At 70.0% G+C, this 23,916-nt stretch carries 19 protein-coding genes; 9 read left to right on the top strand and 10 right to left on the bottom strand.

The features are described 5' to 3' along the window. The 3 genes from ABDW59_RS12425 to ABDW59_RS12415 form a co-directional block, all read right to left on the bottom strand. Positions 1-950 (bottom strand): substrate-binding domain-containing protein (locus ABDW59_RS12425; protein ID WP_343630144.1); only part of this gene is annotated, 950 nt, incomplete at its 3' end. Between the two features lie 226 nt (positions 951-1,176). Further along, complete coding sequence (locus tag ABDW59_RS12420; RefSeq protein ID WP_343630142.1) at positions 1,177-2,790, bottom strand: methyl-accepting chemotaxis protein; 1,614 nt, start codon at positions 2,788-2,790, stop codon at positions 1,177-1,179. Positions 2,791-3,125: 335 nt separating this feature from the next. Then, positions 3,126-4,676 (bottom strand): sigma 54-interacting transcriptional regulator, encoded by a 1,551-nt coding sequence (locus tag ABDW59_RS12415; protein WP_343630141.1) that lies wholly within the window; start codon positions 4,674-4,676, stop codon positions 3,126-3,128. Between the two features lie 161 nt (positions 4,677-4,837). Here ABDW59_RS12415 and ABDW59_RS12410 point away from each other — a divergent pair, with 161 nt between their 5' ends. From ABDW59_RS12410 to ABDW59_RS12400, 3 genes are all read left to right on the top strand, one after another. Continuing rightward, positions 4,838-6,433: a malonyl-CoA synthase gene (locus ABDW59_RS12410; RefSeq protein ID WP_343630139.1), complete on the top strand. Its 1,596-nt coding sequence runs from the start codon at positions 4,838-4,840 to the stop codon at positions 6,431-6,433. Further along, positions 6,430-6,681 carry a cysteine-rich CWC family protein gene (locus tag ABDW59_RS12405; RefSeq protein WP_343630138.1) on the top strand — a complete coding sequence of 84 codons (252 nt, stop codon included), beginning with the start codon at positions 6,430-6,432 and terminating at the stop codon, positions 6,679-6,681. Before ABDW59_RS12410 ends, ABDW59_RS12405 begins: the two co-directional genes overlap by 4 nt. 63 nt (positions 6,682-6,744) lie before the next feature. Continuing rightward, positions 6,745-9,429: a diguanylate cyclase gene (locus ABDW59_RS12400; protein ID WP_343630136.1), complete on the top strand. Its 2,685-nt coding sequence runs from the start codon at positions 6,745-6,747 to the stop codon at positions 9,427-9,429. A 9-nt stretch (positions 9,430-9,438) separates the two neighbouring features. On the opposite strand, the gene ABDW59_RS12395 is transcribed toward ABDW59_RS12400, so the two are convergent. From ABDW59_RS12395 to ABDW59_RS12375, 5 genes are all read right to left on the bottom strand, one after another. Further along, on the bottom strand, positions 9,439-10,014 hold the full coding sequence (locus tag ABDW59_RS12395; RefSeq protein WP_343630135.1) for a hypothetical protein: 576 nt from the start codon (positions 10,012-10,014) through the stop codon (positions 9,439-9,441). Between the two features lie 53 nt (positions 10,015-10,067). Then, positions 10,068-11,105, bottom strand: a complete 1,038-nt coding sequence (locus ABDW59_RS12390) for a VTT domain-containing protein (protein ID WP_343630134.1) — start codon at positions 11,103-11,105, stop codon at positions 10,068-10,070. A gap of 130 nt (positions 11,106-11,235) precedes the next feature. After that, complete coding sequence (locus tag ABDW59_RS12385; protein WP_343630133.1) at positions 11,236-11,949, bottom strand: class I SAM-dependent methyltransferase; 714 nt, start codon at positions 11,947-11,949, stop codon at positions 11,236-11,238. 125 nt (positions 11,950-12,074) lie between these two features. Then, the gene (locus tag ABDW59_RS12380; RefSeq protein WP_343630132.1) at positions 12,075-13,952 is read right to left on the bottom strand and encodes a methyl-accepting chemotaxis protein; all 1,878 of its coding nucleotides are present in this window, start codon (positions 13,950-13,952) and stop codon (positions 12,075-12,077) included. Between the two features lie 224 nt (positions 13,953-14,176). Continuing rightward, complete coding sequence (locus ABDW59_RS12375; protein ID WP_343630130.1) at positions 14,177-17,149, bottom strand: adenosylcobalamin-dependent ribonucleoside-diphosphate reductase; 2,973 nt, start codon at positions 17,147-17,149, stop codon at positions 14,177-14,179. 99 nt (positions 17,150-17,248) lie between these two features. Here ABDW59_RS12375 and ABDW59_RS12370 point away from each other — a divergent pair, with 99 nt between their 5' ends. Continuing rightward, positions 17,249-17,917, top strand: coding sequence for a hypothetical protein (locus ABDW59_RS12370; RefSeq protein ID WP_343630129.1), 669 nt, complete (start codon positions 17,249-17,251; stop codon positions 17,915-17,917). A gap of 54 nt (positions 17,918-17,971) precedes the next feature. On the opposite strand, the gene ABDW59_RS12365 is transcribed toward ABDW59_RS12370, so the two are convergent. Continuing rightward, complete coding sequence (locus tag ABDW59_RS12365; RefSeq protein WP_343630128.1) at positions 17,972-18,634, bottom strand: DUF1134 domain-containing protein; 663 nt, start codon at positions 18,632-18,634, stop codon at positions 17,972-17,974. Positions 18,635-18,869: 235 nt separating this feature from the next. Between ABDW59_RS12365 and ABDW59_RS12360 the strand changes: the two genes are divergently transcribed. Together ABDW59_RS12360 and ABDW59_RS12355 are read left to right on the top strand one after the other, a co-directional pair. After that, positions 18,870-19,298, top strand: a complete 429-nt coding sequence (locus ABDW59_RS12360; RefSeq protein ID WP_343630127.1) for a hypothetical protein — start codon at positions 18,870-18,872, stop codon at positions 19,296-19,298. Between the two features lie 76 nt (positions 19,299-19,374). Next, positions 19,375-19,746, top strand: coding sequence for a PilZ domain-containing protein (locus tag ABDW59_RS12355; RefSeq protein WP_343630126.1), 372 nt, complete (start codon positions 19,375-19,377; stop codon positions 19,744-19,746). A gap of 24 nt (positions 19,747-19,770) precedes the next feature. Here the strand turns inward: ABDW59_RS12355 and ABDW59_RS12350 are convergent, their stop codons facing one another. Further along, on the bottom strand, positions 19,771-20,619 hold the full coding sequence (locus ABDW59_RS12350) for an alpha/beta hydrolase (protein ID WP_343630125.1): 849 nt from the start codon (positions 20,617-20,619) through the stop codon (positions 19,771-19,773). A 188-nt stretch (positions 20,620-20,807) separates the two neighbouring features. Here ABDW59_RS12350 and ABDW59_RS12345 point away from each other — a divergent pair, with 188 nt between their 5' ends. From ABDW59_RS12345 to ABDW59_RS12335, 3 genes are read left to right on the top strand one after another with little or no spacing between them, the layout of a single operon-like run. Continuing rightward, positions 20,808-21,992, top strand: a complete 1,185-nt coding sequence (locus ABDW59_RS12345; RefSeq protein WP_343630124.1) for a histidine kinase — start codon at positions 20,808-20,810, stop codon at positions 21,990-21,992. Between the two features lie 11 nt (positions 21,993-22,003). Further along, positions 22,004-23,134, top strand: a complete 1,131-nt coding sequence (locus ABDW59_RS12340) for a histidine kinase (RefSeq protein ID WP_343630122.1) — start codon at positions 22,004-22,006, stop codon at positions 23,132-23,134. Beyond that, positions 23,131-23,901 carry a LytTR family DNA-binding domain-containing protein gene (locus tag ABDW59_RS12335; protein WP_343630121.1) on the top strand — a complete coding sequence of 257 codons (771 nt, stop codon included), beginning with the start codon at positions 23,131-23,133 and terminating at the stop codon, positions 23,899-23,901. Before ABDW59_RS12340 ends, ABDW59_RS12335 begins: the two co-directional genes overlap by 4 nt. Positions 23,902-23,916: the final 15 nt, after the last annotated feature.

Here is a 23,916-nt window from a genome sequence, read left to right as displayed (position 1 = left end):
CCGGCGCTCATGCCGCCGGCGGTGAAGAAGTCGGGCGGCGTCTTGAACTGCTTGTAATGGTTGGCCACGAGCCACTCGTTGACCGGATTCTTCGGGATGCCGAAGTAGTAGTAGGTCGCGCCTTCCATGCCCGGCAGCGCCTTGTAGGCGGCCATCGCGGGCAGGATGTTGCCGCCGGTGGCGATCTCGATGCCGTAGCGCTTGAGGTCCAGATCGGCGATCTTGAACGGGTTGCCCGCGCCGGCCCAGATGATGAAGATCACCTTGCGGCCGGGCTGGTCCTTGAGCTTGTCGATGAGGCGCTGCGCGCCGGCGGTGAAGTCGGTGGTCGTCGTGGGCAGGTATTCCTCATGCACGACCTTGGCCTTCTTGATCGCGTCCTTGAAGGCCTTCACCCCGTCCTTGCCGAAGGCGTAGTCCTGCGCCAGCGTCGCGATCACGGTGCCGGGCTTGTCCAGCGCGACGGCGTTGGAGATCGCGTCCTGCGAGCTGTTGCGGCCGGTGCGGAAGATGTATTTGTTCCACTTGTCGCCGGTGATGGAATCGGCGACGGCGGGCTCGACGAGCAGGATCTTCTTGTACTCCTCGGCCACGGGCAGCAAGGCCAGCGCGACGCCCGAGGAGGACGGGCCGACGGCGATGTCGGCCTTGTCGTCACCGTAGGCGGTGGCCAGCAGGCTCTTGCCCACGTCGGGCTTGCCCTGGTCGTCCTTCTCGATGACGACGAGCTTGCGGCCGGCCACGGTCATGGTGCCGCCGGTGGCGTAGTCCAGGCCCATCATCAGGCCGGTCTGTGTCTGCTTGCCGTAGGCCTCGAGCGGGCCGGTGCGGCTGTAGACGTGGGCGATGCGGATCTCCTTGCCCTGCGCGAGGGCCGGGGCGCTCGCGCCGAGCGCGGCGCTCAACGCCAGCGCCGCGCCGGTGGCGGCGCGGATGAAGCCATGGGTCATGTGCCTTGTCTCCTGTCGTGACGGACCGGTCGTGCGCCGGTCTCGGTCCGCTCACTTCGCAAGGCCCGTGCCGTCCGGGAGAACCCGCAGGAAACGCGTCCGCATCGCCCGGTTTCCGCCAGAAACGACGACGCCGCTGTCCGGATTTCAGACAGCGGCGCGAGGCTGCGATCAATTCAATGTCTGAAATTCGGACGGTGTCCGACGTCCAGACAGTCAAGGCGAATCAAGTCCTGAACGTCGCCACCTGCTCGTTCAGCAACCTCGCCTGCTGCTGCAGCGACTCGGCGGCGGCGGCCGTCTGCTCGACCAGCGCGGCGTTCTGCTGCGTCATGTCGTCCAGATGGGCGACCGCCTGGTTGATCTGCGCCAGGCCGTCGGACTGCCCGGCGCTGGACTGGCTGATCTCGGCCACCGTGCCGGACACCTGCTTCACCGAGTCCAGGATCTGCCCCATCGCCTCGCCCGCACGGCCGACCTGCGCGCTGCCCGCGTCCACGCGCGAGACCGAGTCGTTGATCAGCGTCTTGATCTCCTTGGCCGCCCCCGCGCTGCGCTGCGCCAGCGCGCGCACCTCGCTGGCGACGACCGCGAAGCCTCGCCCCTGCTCGCCGGCACGCGCCGCCTCGACGGCCGCGTTCAGCGCCAGGATGTTGGTCTGGAAGGCCACGCCGTCGATGACCGCGATGATGTCGGCGATCTTGCGGCTCGCGCCGGAGATGCCGTCCATGGTCTGCACGACCTCGCCCATCACGTCGGCGCCCTGACGCGCACGATCGGCCGCGCCCAAGGCCAGCTGATTCGTCTGCTGCGCCGCCTGCGCGGAATGCGAGACCTGCTGCGTCAGTTCCTGCATCGAGGCGGCCGTCTGCTGCAGGCTCGACGCCGCCTGCTCGCTGCGCTGCGACAAGTCCTGGCTGCCCATCGCGACTTCGCGCGACGCATGCTGGATCGAGTCCGTCGCGTCGCGGATCGCGCGCACCAGCTCGCTGAGCCGCCGCTGCATCGCGGCGACCTGCGTCAGCACCACGCCGATCTCGTCCTGCGACTGCGCGCCGATGCCGTCGCCGACCTGCGCGCGCAGATCACCGTTGGCCACCGCCTCGACCACCTCGCGCATCTGACCCAGACGCCGCTTCAGGCCGCGGGCGAACCACTCGACCGCCACCATCGCGCCGACGCCGAAGACGATCACCAGCACCAGCGCCATCAGCGCGTCGCGGCGCGCGATCGCCGCCACATCGTCGGTGTAGACGCCGGAGCCGATCACCCAACCCCAAGGCTTGAAGCCCGACACGTAGGAGCGCTTGGGCTCGGGATCGCTCGATCCGGGCTTGGGCCACAGGTAATCGACGAAGCCCGCGCCCTGCGCCTTGACCGTGTCGACGAAGGCCACGAAGAGCTTCAGCCCGTTCGGATCCTTGTTGCCCGACAGGTCCTTGTCGTTGAGCTCCGGCTTGATCGGATGCATGACCATCTTGGGGGTCATGTCGTTGATCCAGATGTACTCGTTGCCGGAGTAGCGGATCCTGCCGATCTCCGCCGCCGCCTGCTTGCGGGCCTCGGCATCGGTGAGGCCGCCCGCGCCGATGCGGTCGAAGTAGCGCTTGGCGATCTGCTCGGCGTTCTTGACCTGCTCGACGGTCGTGATCATCTTCACGTCCAGCAGGCTCATCGCAGAGCGGTGGCTCAGCCACATCACCAGCACGACGAAAGCGACCACCGCGGCCAGCACGGCCACTCGCAATCGCGTCGCCAGCGTCCACGCGCGGCGGGTGCGTCCGGCAGCGGACGCGGAAGAGGGACGGTCGGCCGCAACGGCCGCGGTAATGCTCGTCATCGATGTCTCCTGGACTCGCCGGCCCAACGGCACCGGGGTCGTGGCTTGTCGTTCTGTTTTGGTCCCTGTGCGCAATATGCGCACAGGGCGGCAGCGTCGGCAAGCCCGGTGAACCCTCTAGGCGTGCGGGCGCAACGCGAAGGTCGTGACGATGTGGCGCTATTGCGGGTTCGTTGGAGGGCTTGTCCCTGAAGGGACGGACAGCAGGTGTGGCCCGGCGGGGACCGAGCGGCGACCGAAGATCACCCGGGGCCGGTGCCGACGGCTCACCCCTCAGGGCGCTCAACTCGGTCCGCTCGCCTCCGGCTCGCTGCCCTCAGACAGAACGCGCCCAGTCAGTTGTCGATGCACGCTCCGCGTGCGCTCGCCGTCGGCACCGGCCCCGGGTGACCTTCGGTCACGAGGGCTTGCCGTGCGAGCTCGGGGTACTTGTTGAGCTTCTCGTACAGCGTCGCGCGCGAGATCGCCAGCAGTCGCGCCGCCGCCACCCGATTGCCCCCCGTCCGCCTCAACGCCTGCGCAATCGCCTCCCGCTCCAGCGACGCCTTGCGCATCGGCAAGGTCGCGCTCGGCCCCTCCTGCCTCGTCGCAGTCGCCGACATCGAACTCGGAACCTCCGGCATCGGCTCGACCTGGCGCGGCAGTTCCTGCGGGGCGCCCAAGCCGAAATGCTTAGGCTCCAGCAGGCCGTCGTCGCTCATCAGGAAGGCCTGCTCCAAGGCATTGCGCAGCTCGCGCACATTGCCCGGCCAGCGCTGCGCCATCAGCGCGCGCAGCGCTTCATGCCCCAGCGTCTTCGGCGCCAGACCGCCGCGGCGGGCGATGTCCTCGAGCAGCACCTCGACCAGCGCCTCGATGTCCTCGAGCCGCTCGCGCAGCGCGGGCAGCCGGATCGGCAGCACATGCAGCCGGTAGAACAGATCGGCGCGGAACTCGCCGCGCGCCACCATCGTCGCCAGGTCGCGACTGGTCGCGGCGATGACGCGCACGTCGACCTTCACCACCTCGTTGCTGCCCAGCGGCTCCAGCTCCTGTTCCTGCAGCACGCGCAGCAGCTTGGCCTGCAGCGCCGGCGGCATGTCGCCGATCTCGTCCAGGAACAGCGTGCCGCCGTCGGCCAGCTTGAACTTGCCGTCCCGGCCCTTGCGCTCGGCGCCGGTGTAGGCACCAGGCGCGACGCCGAAGAACTCCGCCTCCAGCAGCGTTTCCGGCACGGCGGCGATGTTGACCGACACCAGCGGTTTGGCCGCACGTCGAGAGGCTGCATGGATCGCGTGCGCGAGCAGCTCCTTGCCGGTGCCCGTCTCGCCCAGCAGCAGCACCGTCGCATCCGTCTGCGCGACCCGGCGCGCCTGGCGTTTGACGTCCAGCGCCGCGGCGCTGGTGCCGATGAAATCGATGATGCGGTGCTTGGGCCGCCGGTTGCGCGACTGCTCGGCGGCGAGCTGCCGACGCGTCTCGTCGAGCTCCGCCTGCAAGCACGCGAACTTGTTCATCAGCGGCTGCATCGTGGTCTCGGGGTGGTCCAGCAGCACCATGCCCATCGCGCCGATGACTTCGCCGCTCGGGCCACGCAGCGGCAGTCGGCTCACCAGGAAGGTCCCGGCCTTGTTGGTCAGCAGGTCCACCAGGATGGGCTGGCCCGTGTCGATGACCTGCGCCATCAGCGTGTTGGGCACCAGCTCCTCGACGCGGCGGCCGACGAACTCGGATTCGTCGCGGAAGCCCAGCGCCGGCAGGAAGCGCTTGTAGCCCTCGCTGATCCAGACCACGCGGTGCTCGCGGTTGACCACCATCGCGCCTTGCGCCGTGCTGGCCAGCACGTCGAACATCGACTGCGCGGCCAGGCGCAGCACCGCGTCGGCATCCTGAGGAATGTCGCTCATGACTTGTCTCCTGGGCGGCGGGCCCGAGTGCCCGTGCGTCCGCCTGCGGATCCCGGCTTGGCGCCGGCGCGGCGGATCTGATGCGGGCCAATGTAGCAGGTGAGTCCGCGCAAGAAGCGCTCCCGCTCCGGGGGATGACCCGGGGGTGCGAAACTCTCCGGATGCTCGACACGACCCCGCCCCCGACCGGTCACGGACACGCCGTCGCCGACCTCAACGGCAACCTCTTCGCCGCCCTGCGCGCGTCCTTCCCGGACGACCTGGACGCCTGCGCCATCGAGATCGCCGACGGCGCCGACACCGGCAAGCGCTACAGCTGGCGCGACCTGGACCGTGCCACGGCCATGATCGCCAACTTGCTGGACTCGCTGGACCTGCCCGCCGGCAGCCGCGTCGCGGTGCAGACGGAAAAGAGCGTCGAGTCGCTGCTGCTCTATCTCGCGGTGCTGCGCGCCGGCTACGTCTACCTGCCGCTGAACACGGCTTATCAGGCCGCGGAGCTCGAGTACTTCATCGGCAATTCCGAGCCCGCCGTGGTCGTCTGCGCGGGCAAGCATTTCGGCTGGGTCAGCAAGATGGCCTTCCAGGCCAAGGTCCCCTGGGTCTTCACCCTCAACGAGGATCGCACCGGCACGCTGCTGGACCGCGCGGTGCAGATGCCCGACACGCATCAGGCGGCCGAGCGCGGCGCCGACGACCTGGCGGTGATCCTCTACACCAGCGGCACCACCGGCCGCAGCAAGGGCGCGATGCTGAGCCACGGCAACATGCTGGCCAATGCGCGCACGCTCAAGCATTACTGGGGCTGGCGCGCGGACGACGTGCTGATCCATGCGCTGCCGATCTTCCACATCCACGGGCTGTTCGTGGCCTCGCACGGCGCGCTGATCGCGGGCGCGCGCATGCTGTGGTTCAACAAGTTCGACGCCCGCGGCGTGATCGCCCGCCTGCCCGACGCGACGCTGTTCATGGGCGTGCCCACGCTCTACGTCCGCATGCTGGAGCACGCCGCGCTCACGCGGGAGGCCTGCGCGCGGATGCGGCTGTTCATCAGCGGCTCCGCCCCGCTGCTGATCGAGACCTTCAATGACTGGCGTCGCCGCACCGGCCATACCATCCTGGAACGCTACGGCATGAGCGAGACCGTCATGCTGACTTCCAACCCCTATCGCGAGCAGGACGGCGAGCGCATCGGCGGCACCGTCGGCTTCCCGCTGCCGGGCGTGGGTCTGCGCGTGGTCGACGACGCCGGCGCGCCGTGCTCCACCGAGGGCGACGGCGAGATCGGCCACTTGCAGGTTCAGGGGCCCAACGTGTTCTCCGGCTATTGGCGCATGCCGGAGAAGACCAAGGAAGAGTTCACGGCCGACGGCTGGTTCAAGACCGGCGACGTAGGCCGGCGCGACGCACGCGGCTACGTGACCATCGTCGGCCGCAGCAAGGACCTGATCATCACCGGCGGCTACAACGTCTACCCGGCCGAGATCGAGGGCTGGCTCAACGAGCTGCCCGGCGTGGCCGAGTCGGCGGTGGTCGGCGTGCCGCATCCGGACTTCGGCGAGGGCGTGATCGCCGTGGTCGTGCCGCGGCCCGGCGCGTCGCTGGATGGCGCCGTGCTGGTCGCGGCGCTGAAGGACCGCATCGCCCACTTCAAGGTGCCCAAGCAGGTCTTCGTCGAGCCCGAGCTGCCGCGCAACACCATGGGCAAGGTGCAGAAGAACCTGCTGCGCGAGCGCCATCGGGAGCTGTTCACGTGAGCTCGCCCTCGCCGCTGCCCGACAACCTCGCCTGCCCGCGCTGCGGCGGGGGCTTCCATTGCGGCGTGGACGAGGGGTGGTGCGCCTGCTTCGGCACGCGGCTGGGCGAGGGCCTGAAGCGGCAGCTGCGCGAGCGCTGGCCCGGCCGCTGCCTGTGCCTGCGCTGCCTGGCCGAGCTGGCCGCGGACGATCCCGACAGCCAGGTCCCCGCCCGCCCCGGTCCGCCGCCTGTGCGCAAAGACACATAAGGACGGCGCCGCCCCCGCTGTTGGGCGTTTGCCCACGTACGACGCACGGCCAAAATGTCGGCCATGCCCTCCTCCCTGTTCCGCAAGTCCATCGTCGCGCGCCTGGACGCGCGCCGCATGCGCGCGCTGCTGCTCGGCCCCTTTCTGGCGCTGGGGCTGGTGCTGGTCGTGCTGTGGGCGCTGGTGGGCTGGTTCGCGCTGATCTATCCGCGCTCCCTGGTGCAGGACCTGCAGGAAGACCTGCAGAACGTCGCCCGCGACGCCACCACCGAAACGGAAAACCTGTTGCGCGAAACCGAGGGCAGTCTGCGCACCATCGACCTGCTGCTGCTGACCCGCAAAAGCGCTCAGCAGGACCGCGACGCGACGGTGTCGCTGCTGGCGGACTCGCTGCGCGACAGCTCGCGCGGCCTGACCGACGTGATGCTGGCCAACACCGACGGCCGGCTATGGCGCATCCCCTCGGTCTCCGGCGAGCCCTATCTGCAACTGCCCGAGCCGGCTTTCCTGAGAGCGCTGCGCGCGCCGGGCGGACCGAGCATCGTCATCGGCGTGCCGGTGCGGCTGCGTCCGGGCGCCCACATGGTGCTGCCGGTAGCCACGCGGCTGAGCGCCGCCACCAGCGACTTCGACACCGCCATAGCGTTCATCGATCTGGACGCTTTGCTGCGCCTGTACAGGCCGCGCGTGATGCGGCCCGGCATGGCCATCCTGCTGCAGCGCAAGGACGGCATCGCGCTGGCGCGTTGGCCCGAAGTGGACGGCGTGGTGGGCCGCAATCTGACCCCGCAGACCGGCCCTCGGGCGTTGCCGCCCGATCCGCCCGCCAGCGGACGTTTCCTGATCGCGGCCAGCCCGGTCGACGGGCACGAGCGCATCGTCGCCTACCGCGCGTTGCAGGACTATCCGCTGCGGCTGTTCGTGTCCTTCGAGCGTGACCGCATCCTGGCCGGCTATCTGACGCAACGGCGCGCGCTGCTGGGCTTCTCGCTGCTGGTGAGCGTCATCGCGATCGGGCTGATGGCCTGGTTCGTCCGCATGCAGGCCCGCACCCGGCTGCGCGAGGCGGAGCGCCAGGCCACCGCCGACGCCTCGCCGATGGGTCTGTTCCGCTGCGACCTGACGGGCCGCGTGGTCTACGCCAACGAGACCTATCTGCGGATGATGGAGGTCGAGCCCGCCAATCTGGCCTGGGGCTGGATGGAACGGCTGGGGGACGTCGACCGCGAACAGGTCCGCTCGCAATGGGCCGCCCTGGTGGCCACCCACGATTCGGTCGATCGCGTTCGACGCCTGACCCGGCGCGACGGCAGCGAGATGCTGGTGGCGATGCGCATGCGGCCGATGCGCATCGACGGCCGCGTGGTCGCGCATGCGGGCACGGTCGTGGACATCACTGAGAACGCGCGCCAGCAGCAGGCCTCGCGCATGCTGAGCGCCATCATCGATCTGGCGCCGGACTACATCGCGCAGACCGCGCCGGACGGGCGGATGCTCTATCTGAACCCCGCCGTGCGTCGGCGCCTGGGCCTGGCGCCGGACGCGCCGCTGGACGAGCTGCGGCATGAGCGCTTCTTCGTCGACGGCGGGCTGCGGCGCTACCGCGAGGAGATCCTCCCCGCCGCCGAGCGCGACGGTCACTGGCACGGCCGCTGGGCGGTGCGCGCCTCCGACGGTCGCGATCTGCCGGTGGACTGCACCGTGATCGTGCATCGCGACGACATGGGGCGGGTGTCGACGATCTCCTGGATGCTGCGCGACATCAGCGCCGAGCTGGCCGTGGAGCGCGAGCGCGAACGCAGCCAGGCCGTGATGAGCGCGCTGGCGCAGAGCGTGACGGTGATGATGCTGGCCGTCGACACGGACGAGCAGGTGCTGTTCTGCAACAAGGCCTTCGAGCAGCGCTTCGACATCGCGCACCGGGCCTGGCTGGGCCGCGGCGCGTCGGAGCTGCTGGGCGAGGCGCGCTACGCCATCGTCCGACCGCTGATCCGCCGCGCTTTCGCGGGCGAGACCAGCGTGGTCGAGATGCGCGACGACGACGACCTCGATCCGCTCGCCGCCAGCCGCCCGATGCCGCGGGACGGCGACGGTCGCGGCGAGGTGCGCTATGTCGAGCTGAGCTACGCGCCGCTGTACAGCGACGCCGGCGCGATCATCGGCGCCTACGGCGTCGCGCGCGACGTGACCGAGGTGAAGCAGGAGCAGATGCGGCTGCTGAAGGCGTCCAACACGGATCCGCTGACGGAGCTGCTCAACCGGGCGGGCTTCTCGGCCTACGTGGACACCGCGCTGCGCCGCGCCGCCGACCGCGACGAGCTGGTGGCCCTGCTCTACCTGGACCTGGACCGCTTCAAGCCGGTCAACGACGAGTACGGCCATCCGGTCGGCGACGCGCTGCTCAAGGCGGTGGCGGGCCGGCTGCGCCACGCGCTGCGGCCGCAGGATCTGGTGGCGCGCCTGGGCGGCGACGAGTTCGCGATCTTCCTGCACCACGTCGCGCGTCCCGAGGACGCGCGCATCGTGGCGGACAAGCTGGTGCATGCGCTGTCCATGCCTTTCCGCATCGGCGCGCTGGAGCTGCACATCGGCACCAGCGTCGGCTTCTGCGTGCAATGGGCGCGCGGCGTGCAGATCGACGCCCTGGTCATGCAGGCGGACGAACAGCTCTATCGCGCCAAGCGCGCCGGCCGCGGCCGGGCCAGCGGCAGTGTCTGCGCGGCGCGGCCGGCGGGCCTGCCGAACTGAGCCAGGGCGTCAGCCGCCGCAGTTGCCGAATTCGTCCCGGCTGCGTCCGCCGAGGGTGGTGGTCGCCAGATCGGCGCCGTGCTTGATGCGCATCAGCGTCATCTGCAGCACCTTGGCGTCGGCGCTGGCGCGATGGCGGCGCAGCCGCGCCTCGTCGCGCACCTGCGCCTGCACCATGGACCAGCGGCCCGCCTCGTCCTCGCTGAGCAAGCGCCGCAGGTCTTCAAGCTTGAAACGCGGCAGACAGCCGGCGCTCTCGAAGAGCTTGGACAGCCAGCTGTAATCGTGCCCCCAGCTGTCGCAGTAGACGGTCTGTCCGGCCAGTCGCCGATTGAGCTCTTCCGCGACCCACTCGCGCGGCCGACCGTGACGCAGCAGCAGTTCGCGCGAGATGCCGTGCAGTTGCTCGGCCTGCTCGTCCCAGTGCTGCCACTCGGGCGCCGGCTGGATCAGCGAGCAGAAGGGCAGCCCGGTCGCCTCGACGAACCCGATCTCGATCGGATAGCTGCCGCGGCCGAAACCGCTGGCCTCGAGGTCCAGGATGGTGGGCGCCACGGTGGGCGCGACGGGGTCGAGTACGGCCATGTCAGCGAGTATGCAAGCCCCGGGCCAGGCCGAGCCCGGCGTCCCTCCTCCAATCAGGGGACGGCCGGATGCACCGAAGGAGGGGGCACCGACGGATCGGCGGGGTCCATGCGGCTGTCGCGACCTTCACGGCCGCTGTCGTCGCCGCGATCGCCCCGATCCCGCTGACGGCGGCGCTGCATCGCATCCCAGCCGTCCAGGCCGCCCTCGAGCGCCAGCACCCGGGCGTGGCCGCGTTCCAGCAACTGATGCGCACCGGTGATGGCGGAGACCTCGTTGGGGCAGTTGCAGTACAGGACCAGCAGGCGGTCGTCGGGGAGTTGATCGGCGTACTCGGCCAATCGCGGCAGCGGGATGTTGAGCGCGCCGGGCAGCGTGCGGGGATCGGCGGCGCGGCCGGCGTCGCTGCGCACGTCGATGAACTGCGGCGCCATGTCCTGGTCGATCAGAGAGGCGGCGTCCTCGACGCTGATGCGCTCGATCTCGCCCTGCAGGCGGGCCATGCGGCGGCGGCGCCACCAGCGGTTGCCGACCAGCACCAGCAGCAGCGCGCCGATCGCGGCCAGGGCGATCAGGCCGGCGTTGGACAGCGCGTCCAGCACGTCCTGGATCTGGTCGCTGAAGACCAGGCCCAGGCCGAGGAAGCACAGGCTCCAGACCAGGCCGGCGACGGCGTCGTAGGCGATGAAGCGGCGCCAGCCCATGCCCAGCGCGCCGGCCATCGGCGCGGCGACGACCGAGATGCCTGGGAGGAACTTCGCCGCCAGCAGCGAGCTGCCGCCCCAGCGGGCGATGAGGCTTTCGCTCTGACGGACACAGACGTCGGGGGAGAGCGAGACGCGGCACAGCAGGCGCAGCACACGGTGGCCGTAGTTGCGGCCGGCGATGAACCAGAGGGCGTCGCCCAGGACGTTGGCCAGCACCGCCGAGGTGACCAGCGAGGCGGCCGAGATCCGTCCCGCGGCGGCCAGCCCGCCGGCGACGACGAGCAGCGGGGCGGCCGGCACCGGCGCGCCGATGCGCGCGGCCAAGGTCACGATGAAGATGAGGAGGAAATCGTGCTGGACCAGCAGTTCGATCAGGGCGCGCATAGGCACCGATTGTCGCGGCTGGCGATGAGGCGCGTCGGCGGTGGGGCGATTAGGCGCGACTCGCTCTCCCATGTCGCTCTCCCATTTGGGAGACGGCTGGCTCTCGATCCGCCAGAGCCGCGTCGGCCGCTCACGACGCCAGCCGCATCCCCGAACTCGTGGCCGGCTCCTGCTCGACCGCGCGGCGAGCGGGTCGGGCGACGAAGGCGTACTGGACGAACTTGGTCTCCGTCAGCCAGCGGCCGAAGAACCGGTACGTCAGCCGCCGCTTGAGCGAGGTGTTCCACCACTGCTCGTTGATGCCGGTGACGCTCAGCACCTCGTAGCCGCATTCCTCGAACATGCGCAGCGCGCTGACGCGGGTGAAGAAGCGCAGATGGGTGCGGTCGCGCACGCCGCTGCTTTCGTAGCGGAAGTCGTGGTCGTGCAGCAGCGGCCAGATCGTGTCCAGGTGCAGCAGGTTGGGCAGCGACACCACCACCACGCCCTCCGGCGTCAGCAGGCTGCGCGCATGGTGCAGCGCCGCCCACGGATCGGGCATGTGCTCGAGCACGTCGTTGAAGGAGATCGCGTCGAAGTGCCCGTCCGGCAGCGACAGCGAGCCGTCGAAGAAGCCTTGCTGCACATGATCCAGGTGCTTGCGCGCCCGTTCGGCCGCGCCGCCGTCGGGCTCGATGCCCCAGACCTCGGTGCCGGGCCGCGCCTGCTTGACCGCCTCGCCGAAAGCGCCGGTGTTGCAGCCCACGTCCAGCAGCCGCGGACAGGTCTTGGGCAGGAAGGCCAGCATCTCGCGACGGGCCAGGTGGGGATAGGCGATGCGCACCAGCGGGCTGACTGCCGACATGAAGATCTCCTCGAACGACGGTGGGGCTCTGCGGCCTTGGCTTTCAGCGGGCCAGCATAGCCACGGCGATCCGACGCCGATACCCCCATGGATTCGGGACATGCAAACCCTGTGGCACTCCTCGATCAGAACGTCGTCCAGTCGTCGTCGCCGGCGGTGACCGCCTGGGCGGCGGGCCGCGCGGCCGGAGCCGCCCGGACCACCTGCAAGGCGGGCGCGGCGACGGAATGGCGGGCCGGAGCGGGCTCGCGCTTCCCGGCGGGAACGGCGACCGGCTTGCGGGCCGCCGCCACGAGCGCCGGCTTCGCGGTCGGACTCGGCGCCGGGACCGCCGTTGCCATCGGCTTCGCGTCCGACGCGTGGGTCGAATGGATCGTCGACGCCGCGCCCGACTTCGGCGAGGCCACGGCCACGGCTGGCTTCATCGGCGAGCGCAGATCCTCATCCGTGCGGAACACCGCGACAGCCGCGACCATGTCGTCGGCCTGCTGCTTCATGCGGTCCGCGGCGGCGGCGCTCTCGTCGACCAGGGCGGCGTTCTGCTGCGTGGCGCGGTCCATCTGGGTGACCGCATCACCCACCTGGCCGACACCGGTGCTCTGCTCGACGCTGGCGGCGCTGATCTCGCTGACGATGTCGCTGACGCGGCGAATCGCGCCGACGACCTCTTCCATCGTCGCGCCGGCCTGATCGACCAGGCTCGAGCCCTGCTCGACGCGACTGACGCTCTCGCCGATCAGCGCCTTGATTTCCTTGGCGGCGCCGGCCGAGCGGCTCGCCAGATTGCGGACTTCCGACGCGACCACCGCGAAGCCGCGGCCCTGCTCGCCCGCGCGCGCCGCCTCGACGGCCGCGTTCAGCGCCAGGATGTTGGTCTGGAAGGCGATGCCGTCGATGACGCCGATGATGTCCTCGATGCGTCGGCTGCTCTCATGGATACCGCGCATGGTGTCGACCACCTGCCCCACCACGCCGCCGCCGCGCAGCGCCACCTCGCTGGCATTGCGCGCCAGCTGGTTGGCCTGCTGCGCGTTGTCGGCGTTCTGGCGCACGGTGGCGCTGAGTTCTTCCATCGACGCGGCGGTCTGCTCCAGCGCCGAGGCCTGCTCCTCGGTGCGCGAGGACAGGTCGTTGTTGCCGCGGGCGATCTCGCCGCTGGCGAGGGCGATGTTCTCGGCGGACCGGCGCACCTGGCCGATCAGATCGACCAACTGACGCTGCATCACGCCCATTGAGGCGAGCACGCTGTTCGCCGGCGCGGCGTGCACACCTTCGACGGGACGCAGATCGCCGTCGGCGATCCGGTGGGCGGCGTCGGCCAACAGCGCGGGCTCCGTGCCGAGCGCCTTCATCAGGCGGCGCACGATCAGCCAGCCCAGTCCGATGGCGACGGCCACGGCAGCCAGGCTGATGGCGCTCAGCCACCAGCGCTGCGCCGCGTAGGCGGCGGTCGAGTCCTCGACGCGCTGATCGGCGGTGGCGCGGGCGTACTTGACGTACTCGCCCACGTCCTTGAGCAGCGCGGCCAGCAGCGGTCGGCAATCGTGAGTCATGGTGGACATGGCCTCGTCGCGATGGCCGGCGGCGGCCAGGCCGACGATGCGCTCGGCGACCGGTCGGTACTTGTCCTCGACGTCGACAATGCGGGCAAGCAGCTCGCGCTCACGCGGGGTGGCGTCGTCGGCGCTCGCGACGGCGGCCTTGAGCTTGTCCAGTTGCTGCGCGATGGCGGCGTGCGCTTCCAATGCGGAGGCTTTGGAACTGTCGACGTCGGCAGCGTCCTTGACGACGACCATGTCGCGCACGCCGATGGCGCGGCGGTTGGCGGAGGCCCGCACATCGGTCGCCATCATCTCGCGCTCATTGATCCCTGTGACGAAGCCGGAGAAGCGCGCGTCCGAGGCGCCGAGCGCGCGCAGCGCGACGAAGCTCACCAGCATCACCGCCGCGACGAGGGCGGCAAACGCGAGGGTCAGCTGTTTCTTGATCGTGAGACCGTTCATGTCCTGTTCCGGGTAAGAGGTCCGCAGGGAGCCCGCTCATGGCGGCGGCGAGAGTGCGCTGACCCGAACGCGTGAGGCACGACGGAAGCGCGGGAAGGAAACAGGTGAAATGCTACTTTTGAAAACGAAGCTGCAGAAATTGCAGATTTGTCTTCGCGTGAAGAAGTGGGGGAATGCCTAGGGAACCTCCCTCGGGTGGGGGGAAGCGGGATGTGATTTCCTGCTCACCCACACTGCCCCACGAACCCGCACGCCGTACAGAACTCGCAGCCATCACGTTGGATCAAGGTCGCGTTCCCGCATTCCGGACAGCGCTTGCCGGCCATCGCCGGAACGCCGGTCGGCACGGCGCCCGTCCGCGCCTTCGCGGCTGGCGCCTGCTGCAGAAGTCCCATGTCGACCAGCGGATAGCCCTGCTCGTCCAGCACGCCCAGCATCGCGTAGCGATGGATCACCAGCCGCGCGACGTAAGCGACCGTCGACGGCCAGACCTGCTGGCGGCGCTCGCCGGACAGCGTCGGCACTGGCGCCATGAAATGCCCCAGCGGCTCGCCCACATTGAGCAACTTGCGCAGCTTCATGCCGATCCAGCCCGGGTCCAGCACCCGCATGTCCAGCGACAGCAGACGCGCCAGACCGTCAAAGGCGCGCGGGTAGTTGCCTGAGAAACCCATCGCGCAAGGCCGGGTCACGCTGCCGCCGTCGGGCGTGGGCAGGCTGACTTCCTTGAGCGTCAGCGTGAACAGCTCGCCGGTGGCGGGGTTGTCAACGTCCACCGCCCAGGCCATCGTGCCGGCGGTGCCGGTGCGCGGCTCCTCGCGCGAGAACATCGCGTCCAGCACCGGCGTCGGGCCGCCCTCCTGCAAGGCGCCGAGCTGCTCGCAGCGCCAGCGGATCACCGCCGCTGTCGCCGCGACCACGCCGGGGAACAGCCGCGGCTCGCCGAGCGGCGGCATGGGCATCTCGAAAGAGCGCTCCTCGGCCACGGTCGCCAGCGCATCGAGCTTGAGCCGCAACCAGGCCGCATCGTTGGCGCGCAGGTCCATCGACAAGGTCTTGGCCATCGCCCCGAGTCCGCGCGGCTGCTCCGCGCCGTTGACCCAGACCTCGAAGGGCAAGGTGCGGCCGAACAGCCCGGCCTCCGGCCCCTCGGCCGGCAGTTCGCCGACGAAGAGCGCGAAGTCGCCATGCGGGTGGCGGATCATCGTGGACCAAGCCGGGTTGCCGCCCGGCAGCTCGGGCCGACTGGGCCAGCGCAAGGAGGCCAGCACGGGCTTGGGCAATCGCTCCACGCGCAGGCGTTGATTGGGACCGGTCTCCGGCTTGAGCGGTTCGGGCTGGGCGACCGGCTCGACGCTGAGCACCGCGCCGAGCACGCTGTTGGGTCGATAGGTCGCCAGCCCCTTGAGCCCGCTTTTCCAGGCCAGGGCGTAGAGGTCCTGGAAGTCCGCGTAGGGATAGTCCGCCGGTACGTTCACCGTCTTGGAGATGGACGTGTCCACATAGGGCGCCACGGCGGCGACCATGGCCTCGTGATCGGCGGCGCGCAGCTCGAGCGCGGTGACGAAGGCCTCGGTCAGCGGCGCGTCGGCGCCGAAGATGTGGCGGTAGAGACGCCAGGCGTGGTCCTCGACGGCGTACTCCTTGAAGCTGTTGTCGGGCATGCGCTTCTTGCGGGTGTAGCTCCAGGAGAAGGCGGGCTCGATGCCGTTGCTGGCGTTGTCGGCGAAGGCCAGCGAAATGGTGCCGGTCGGCGCGATCGACAGCAGATGCGAGTTGCGCAGCCCCTGCGCGCGGATCTTGTCCTTGAGCCAGGGCGGCAGCCGCGACGCGAAGTTGCCGCCGGACAAGTACAGGTCCGCGTTGAAGAGCGGGAAGGCGCCGCGCTCGACGGCCAGATCGGCGGAGGCCTCATAGGCGGCGTCGCGCATGAGTTCGCTGATGCGGCGCGCCATCGCGCGGGCGGGCTCGCCGTCGTAGCGCAAGCCCAGCATCACCAGCGCGTCGCCCAATCCGGTGAAGCCCAGCCCGACGCGCCGCTTGTTGGACGCCTCGTGCGCCTGCTGCGGCAGCGGCCACGGTGTCACATCGAGGACGTTGTCCAGCATGCGGGTGGCGACTTGGCAGAGGTCGGTGAAGCCCTGCTCATCGAAGCTGGCGTTTGGGGTGAAAGGGTCCCGAACTGAGGTGGTCAGATTGATGGATCCTAGGCAGCAGCACCCATAAGAAGGCAGGGGTTGTTCGGCGCACGGATTCGTCGCGCTGATCGTCTCGCAGTAATTCAGGTTGTTGTCCGCGTTGATCCGGTCGAGGAACAGCACCCCGGGCTCCGCGTGGTCGTAGGTCGAGCGCATCACCAGATCCCAGAGCTTGCGCGCCCGCATCCGCCGATAGATCCACAGCCCGTCCGCCCGCTGCGTCGCGCCCGCCGCGCGCTGCTTGTCGCCGGGCGCGGCCTTGTGCACCAGCTCGAAATCGGCGTCCGCCTCCACCGCCTGCATGAACGCGTCGGTCACCGCGATCGAGATGTTGAAGTTGCGCAGGTCCCCCTGGTCCTTGGCGTGAATGAACTCTTCGATGTCCGGGTGGTCGCAACGCAGCACGCCCATCTGCGCGCCGCGTCGCGAGCCCGCCGACTCCACCGTCTCGCAGCTGCGATCGAAGACACGCATGTAGCTCACCGGTCCCGACGCGCTGGACTGCGTCGACTTCACATACGCGCCCTTGGGCCGGATGCGCGAGAAGTCGTAGCCCACGCCCCCGCCCCGCCGCATCGTCTCGGCCGCTTCCGTCAGCGCGGTGTAGATGCCGGGATAGCCATCCTTCTCCTCGGCGATCGCGTCGCCGACCGGCTGCACGAAGCAATTGATCAAAGTCGCCGACAGCCCCGTCCCCGCCGCCGACGCGATCCGTCCCGCGGGCACGAAGCCGCGCCGCTGCGCGTCCAGGAAGCGCGCCTCCCAATGCGCGCGCTGCTCGGGCGATTCCGCCGCGGCGAGCGCGCGCGCCACCCTCGCCCTCACCTCGTCCAGGCTGCGCTCGCCCCCCTTGGCGTACTTCTCGAGCAGGACTTCCGCGCTGATGTCCTGCGCCGGCAGGCTCTCGGCGCTGGCCTTCACCGACGTGGTCGGCGAGGGCGACGAGCCCTCGGGAGAGGGGGAAGTCCGAGAAGACTTCGAATCGGTCGACGGATTCATGCGCCACGCCTCCAAGCAACACCAGGGACGGACCATCCTAGTCCTCCACTGGTAAGCCCGCATGGGATGTCCGAATCTCGGACGCTATCCTTTTTCGCCATGAACCTTGACAAGGTCTTGCGTGCCAGCCCCGGAACCCTGGGCGATCTGGAACAAGGCTGCGCCGACGCCCGCCGTCTGATCCTGGACGGCCAGGTCGACGCGGCCCGCGTTCGTCTGGACGAGCTGCGCAAGACCCATGGCGAGGAGCAGGCCCCGTTGCAGGAGGCCCTCAGCGCCGTGGCCGAGGCGTATGGCGACCTGCCCGCCGCGCTGTCGCACTACAAGCGCTTCCATGCGCTGGCCATGCAGGCCGGCGCGTCCTCGCCGCTGGCATCGCGGGACCAGCTGCTGGCGCGGCTGGTCGAGCGCCAGCAACAGCAGTCCTCCGACATGGCCTGGTGCCTGGTCGCGCTGGCCGCGGCGCGGGCGCCGGCCGGCGCGCTGCCGCACATGCTGCGCCAGCAATGCCGCGCGCAGGACGTGCTCGCGCTCGGTCAGGGCGAGGCCATGCTCATGCTGCTGCATGACGTGGACTTGCCCACCGGTCGCAAGGTCTGCGAGCGCTTCCGCGCCGTCTGGATGCAGCAGCAGCCCACGGCCGGTCCGCTCAGCATGGGCCTGACCGCCTGGCGCGGTCCCGGCGACACCGGCAGCGGCCTGCTCGGTCGCGCGGAACATGCGCTGGCCCGCAGCCAGCGCGAAGGCGCCCCGCTGCGCACCGGCTGACCGATCGGCGGACCGACCGGTTGACGGCGCACGGGTTCGGGGGCATCCCGGCGATCAGAACGGGTTGATCGTCTTCTCGCGGCGGTAATGGATGTAGCCGACGCTGGCCCCCGCGCGCAGCCCCACGCCCAGACGGATCGGCGCCAGCGTGATGCCGTTGGCGCGTTGGTAGTTGATGCCCGCGCCGCCGATGTAGTACAGGCTGCCGTCCACGCCCGGGAAGCGGCGATAGATGGCGCTCGCCTTGGGCAGCTTGTAGACCAGCGTGAATACCTTGGACGCGTTCGCGCCCAGGTCGAAGCCCACCGACGGGCCGGCCCAATAGACCATGCCGCCGCCGCCGCGCTTCATCAGCAGCTCGCCCTCGCCGTAGCGCAGGCCCACCGTGATGGCGCCGCCGGCCTCCTGGCCCTTGATGTAGGCGTTCGGGCGGCCCTGGTCCTTGAAGGCCTTTTCAATCACCTTGGCCAGACCCTCGGTGGTCTCGCCGAAGAAGTCCGTCGCGGCCTTCAGCACCGAGTCCTGGTCATAGGTGTCGTCCTCGTTCTCCGCCGCCAGCGCAGGCAGCGCGCCCAGGCCCGCCGGCAGCACCAGCCCCGCGGCGGTGTAGCGGCCCAGACGGCTCAGCGCGTCGCGACGGGCCAGCAGCGGCTGGCCGTCCAGGTCTTGCAGCTCGGTGGCGGCAGGGATCAGGGGCTGGGAATCGTGGCGGTTCATGCGAGGTCTCCGGGTTAATCGGAATGGTGTCGGTCTTCGGCGAGCCGGCAATCAGGATGCCCGCTCTACGAACTGACGAATGCTACGCCGGCTGGTGACGGACGGCATGGCGGATCGACATGTCGCGCCTATACACTCCGCGAACGCCGACGCAGAGGGATTCCCGAAGACCAACAAGGAGCGGCGATGCATGCAAACAGCAGTCGTGACAAGAGTGCGTCAAGGAGGACATGCAGTGAGCAGTGACCTGCCCCGTCTGGCCCGAGCGCTGGAGTATCTGGACATGGCGTCCGCGCTGTACCTGGCCGGCGGCGCCGACCATTCGGCGCAGTTGCTGGCCGCCGCGGGCGAACGCCTGCTCGGCGACCTCGCCCGCCTGATCCAGTCGCCGGAGCACGGCGCCGAGGTTCAGCAACTGCTGGCCCGACTCGCCCAGGACCACATCAGCCAGCCCGTGCCGGAAGTGCCCGGCCACAACCAGTCGCGCCAGCTGCAAGCCATGCTGTCGCGCCAGGAATCGCCCGAGGCGACCGAGCTGCGTCAGGCCACGTCCGCGTTGCTGCGCGCGGGCTGGTACTTGCTGGAGACCATGGGCCTGGAGCCGCTGGCGCCCTCGCGTTTGCACCAGGCGATCGAGAAGAGCACGATCTACGCCGAGCTCTGATCCGAGCCGACCGCGCCGCGGCGCCCGACATCGTCGGACCCGCGGCCTTCCTTCAGCCGACCGCCGCGAGCCCCCCATGAGCACCACCGACTCCGAACGCCGTCACTTCTCTCGGATCGCGTTCGCGGGTCCGGCCCAGCTCGTCACGGTCGAGCAGCGATTGCCGGTGCAGGTGCTGGACCTGTCGCTCAAGGGTGCCCTGCTCCTGCTGCCCGAGAGCGCGGCCATCGAGCCCGGCGCGCTGTGCCTGCTCGATCTGCCGCTGGCCCCGCACGAGGGCCGCATCTCCATGGCCGCACAGCTCGCGCATGTGAACGGTGATCGCGCCGGGCTGCTCTGCCTGGGGATCGACATCGAGAGCATCACCCACCTGCGCCGCGTCATCGAACTCAACCTCGGCGACGCCGCGCTGGCCGAGCGCGACCTCAAGGCGCTGGCGGCGCTCTGAAGCGGGGGCCGAGGCCCCTCCTCCTCACTCGGCGATGAAACGCCGCAGCACCGCGAAGGCGGCTTCCGGATCGTCGCGCCACGCGCCATGGCCCACGCCCGGGAAGCGCGCCAGCTGACGCCAACGTTCGGGCAGCGCGTCGTGGATGTCCAGCGCGTCCTCGAGGGGGCACACCGGGTCGTCCTCGCCGACCATCACCAGCACCGGGCATTGCGCCTTCTCCAGGCCGCGCAGCAGTCCCAGGTCCTGTTTCTCGCCCGAGACGAAATGCAGCAGGATGTCCAGGTTCACCAGCGTGCGCGAGCCCGCCTCCGGATCGGCGGCCGGCTGCGTGTTGTACAGGTGACGCACGCCGGCCCAGTAGGCGTCGAACGTCGCCTTGGACGGGCGCGCCCAGAAGTCCTCGGCCAGACGCCGCGCCTCGGGTCCGCCCCGACGCTCGAAGGCGGCGAGCTTGCGCTCCAAGCCCATGTGGTGCGAGGTGCTGGACAGGATCACCTTGGACGCGTGGCCCGGATGCCGCGCGATGTAGCGCTGCGCGACGAAGCCGCCGAAGGACTGGCCCAGCACGATGGGCTTGTCGATGCCGAGCGCATCGCACAGGCGCACGATGTCGTCGGCCCACATGTCCAGCGTCCATTCCGAGGACGGCCGCGGATCGCTGCGGCCGTGACCGCGGTGGTCGTAATAGACGATCTGCGCCAGGTCCGCGAGCCGGCTGAAGGCCGGCTTGTAGGCCGAGTGGTCGAAGCCCGGGCCGCCGTGCATGCAGATCAGCGTGGGTTTCTCCCGCATGGTCGCGCCGTCCGGCACCAGGCCCGGCCCTTCCACGTCCACGAACAGGCGTGCGCCGCCACCGATATGGATCTTCATGGCCGGCGAGTATGCCGCCGCCGTCCCCGGGCCGGCAGCCCGCGCGCGCGAGGCCGGATCGGCCTGCGCCCGCCACGCCGCGGCAAGTCCGCGCCCTCGGTCCCTTGAGGGGCGGACTCGTCCCGCCCTGGGCGGCTTCGTCGCATGGGCGGTGGCGACCCGGTCGGCAGGCGGACAGAATGCCGCCCATGTCCGATGCGTCCCCGTCCCTCGAGCCCGTCGCCGCCACGGCGGCCGCGCGTCCCTTGCGCCCTGCACGGGAGGCCGCGCTGCAGCTCTTCAACCTGCGCATGATCGCGGCGGCCTTCTACTTCTGCCTGGCGATGGCGGGAGCCCGCTCGCTCACCTGGATGACGCAGACGGACACGGTGGCCGACTGGATCTTCGAGTGGGCCACCTTTACCCGCCAGACCCTGCTGACCGCGCTCAGCGTGCTGGCCATGCTGGCCGTGGCCGAAGCCTGGCTGGCGCGCCGGCCGGGCGCGCCGATCGTGGTGCGCGGCGTCGCCATCGCCATCGGGGCCGCGGTCGGCACGTTGCTGCGTTTCAAGGTCGCCAACATGGGCGATCCGGAGGCGCCGCTGCATTGGGCCTGGCTGTTGTCGACCACGCTGCTGTGGCTGCTGCTGGGTTGCCTCTTCAGCGCGCTGCTGCAGACCCTGCGCGAGGAGCGCCGCGTTCAGGCGCATCTGGTGGAGCTCGCACGCCAGCATGACCGGCTGCAGGCGCAGCAGATGGAGGCGCAGTTCTCCGCGCTCAACGCCCAGATCGAGCCCCACTTCCTGTTCAACACCCTGGCCAACGTCAAGCGTCTCTACGAGACCGTCCCCGAGCGCGGCCGGGACATGTTGACCAGCCTGATCGCCTATCTGCGCGCGGCGCTGCCGAGCATGCGCCAGGGCATGTCCACGCTGGGCCAGGAGCTGGAACTGGCGCGCAGCTACCTGACCATTCTGCAGATGCGCATGGGCGATCGCCTGCGCTTCGACATCGTGGCCGACGCGGCACTCTTCGCCACGCCGCTGCCGCCCATGGTGCTGCCCACGCTGGTGGAGAACGCCATCAAGCACGGCCTGTCGGCGCTGCCCGAGGGCGGTCGCATCGACATCAGCGCGCATCGCGAGCCCGGCGGCGACGGCCTGACCCTGGAGGTGCGCGACACTGGCCAGGGCTTCGCGGCGAGCGGAGGCAGCGGCGTCGGTCTGGCCAACACGCGGGCGCGGCTGAGCGCCATGTTCGGGCGCGAGGCCTGGCTGGAGCTCGAGGCAGCCGCGCCGCGCGGCGTGGTCGCCCGGGTGCGGGTGCCGCTGCTGGACTCGCGCCGCGGTGCCGGTCAGGCCACGGCCTCGGCCGAAGCCCGGGTGGCCACATGAGCGCGGCATCGATGACGAGTCCCGTCCGCTGGTCCGAAATCCCCGGCCATTTCTGGCGCTCCTGGGCCTCGCTGCGACGCGAGGAGCTGACCTGGTTCCTGCTGATGGGCGTGTTCTATGGGCTGGTGGACGTGACGTCCATCGCCTACGTGGTCGACAACCCGCGCTGGCCGGCGGCGCTCGCGAATCAGCTGCTGACGCCGCTGCTGGTGGCGCTGGTCATCCTGCTGGCCTGGCTGCCCGCCAACCGCAGCGCGGTCGACAGCCCGTGGCGCATCGCGCGCTTGTGCGCCGCGGTGCTGCTGGGCGCGGTCGCGTCCAAGCTGCTCTACGACTGGCTGATGCCGCTGCTGCATCTGCCCTCGATCGGCGATCTGGCCCGGGAGCGCAAGGGCGAGATGGCGCTGGATCCGGTGCACTCGGCCAACTTCATCGGCGAGTGCCTGGTCATCTGCGTCACCGCCAGCCTGTCGGTCGCTTGGTATGAGGCGGTGCTGCGCCGCCGGCGCACGCGCGCGCGGCTGGAGGTCCTGCTGCGCGAGCAGAGCGCCATGCAGCGCGACGCCGCCGCCGCGCGTCTGGCCACGCTGCAGGCGCAGGTGGAGCCGCAGTTCCTGTTCGACACGCTGGTCGACATCGAGCGCGCCTATGAGCAGGGCGAGCCCGAGGCGCCCGAGCAGATGGAACGGCTGATCCGCCATCTGCGGGTGGCGCTGCCGCGGCTGCGCGAAAGCGGCGTGACGCTGGAATCCGAGAGCGCGCTGCTGGACAGCTATCTGGCGGTGGTCGCCGGCCGGCAGCGGCGCGCGCTGAGCTTGTCGACCGACTGGCCGGCCTGGCTGTCCGCGCGTCCGCTGCCGCCGATGCTGCTGCTGCCGCTGGCCCAGCTGATGCTGCGCGACGCGACGCGGCTGCCGACGCAGGCGCGGCTGAGCGCCAACGAGACCGCCGGTGGCGGCCTGCGTCTGCGGCTGGCCTTCGACCGGGGCGGGCTGATCGGCGAGGATGGCGCCCTGCGCGCGCTCGGCGAGCGGCTGGAGCGGCTGGAACGCGCCGGTCCGTCGGACGGCGCGACGCCCGCGCGCCTGCATTGCCGCAGCAATGCGGAGGACACCGAATTCACCTTGGAGCTGCCTGCATGAGCCCGAACCCCGCCGCCCCGACCGCGGTCGTCGCCGAGGACGAGGCGACGCTGCGTCATGAACTGATCGAGCGACTGTCGCAGCTGTGGCCGGAGCTGAGCGTGGTCGGCGAGGCCGCCGACGGCGTCCAGGCCTTGCGCCTGCTGCAGGAGTGCGAGCCGGATGTGCTCTTCCTGGACATCCAGATGCCGGGCGCGACGGGGTTGGAGGTCGCGCGTCAGGTACGGGGGCGCAGTCATGTGGTCTTCGTCACCGCCTACGACCAGTACGCGGTGTCGGCGTTTGACGAGGGGGCGGTGGATTACCTGCTCAAGCCGCTGGAGCCGGCGCGGCTGTTCACGGCGATTCATCGGGTCAAGCAGCGATTGGCCGGGCCGCCGGTGGATCTGGGGGCGGTGCTGAGCCAGCTGGGGGCGCATGGCGGGGCCACGCCGCAGCGGCAGTACCTGCGATGGATCAATGCGTCGGTCGGGCAGACGCTCAAGCTCATCACCGTGGATGAGGTCTTCTACTTCCAGTCGGACAACAAGTACACGCGGGTGGCGACCAGGCAGGGGGAGGCCTTGATCCGGAAGCCGCTGAAGGAGCTGGTGGATGAGCTCGACCCGCAGCAGTTCTGGCAGATCCATCGGTCGACGCTGGTGAACGCCGCGGCAGTGGCGGGCGTGTCGCGTGACTTCCGTGGGCGCATGCAGGTCAAGCTCAAGGAGAGCGAGGACGCGCTGATCGTGGCGGAGAGCTATACGCATTTGTTCAGGCAGATGTGAGCGGGGGCGTCACCC

It is taken from the genome of Roseateles sp. (assembly GCF_039595295.1).
Classification (GTDB): Bacteria; Pseudomonadota; Gammaproteobacteria; order Burkholderiales; family Burkholderiaceae_C; genus Roseateles.
This window is presented reverse-complemented; position numbering and strand designations above follow the sequence as displayed.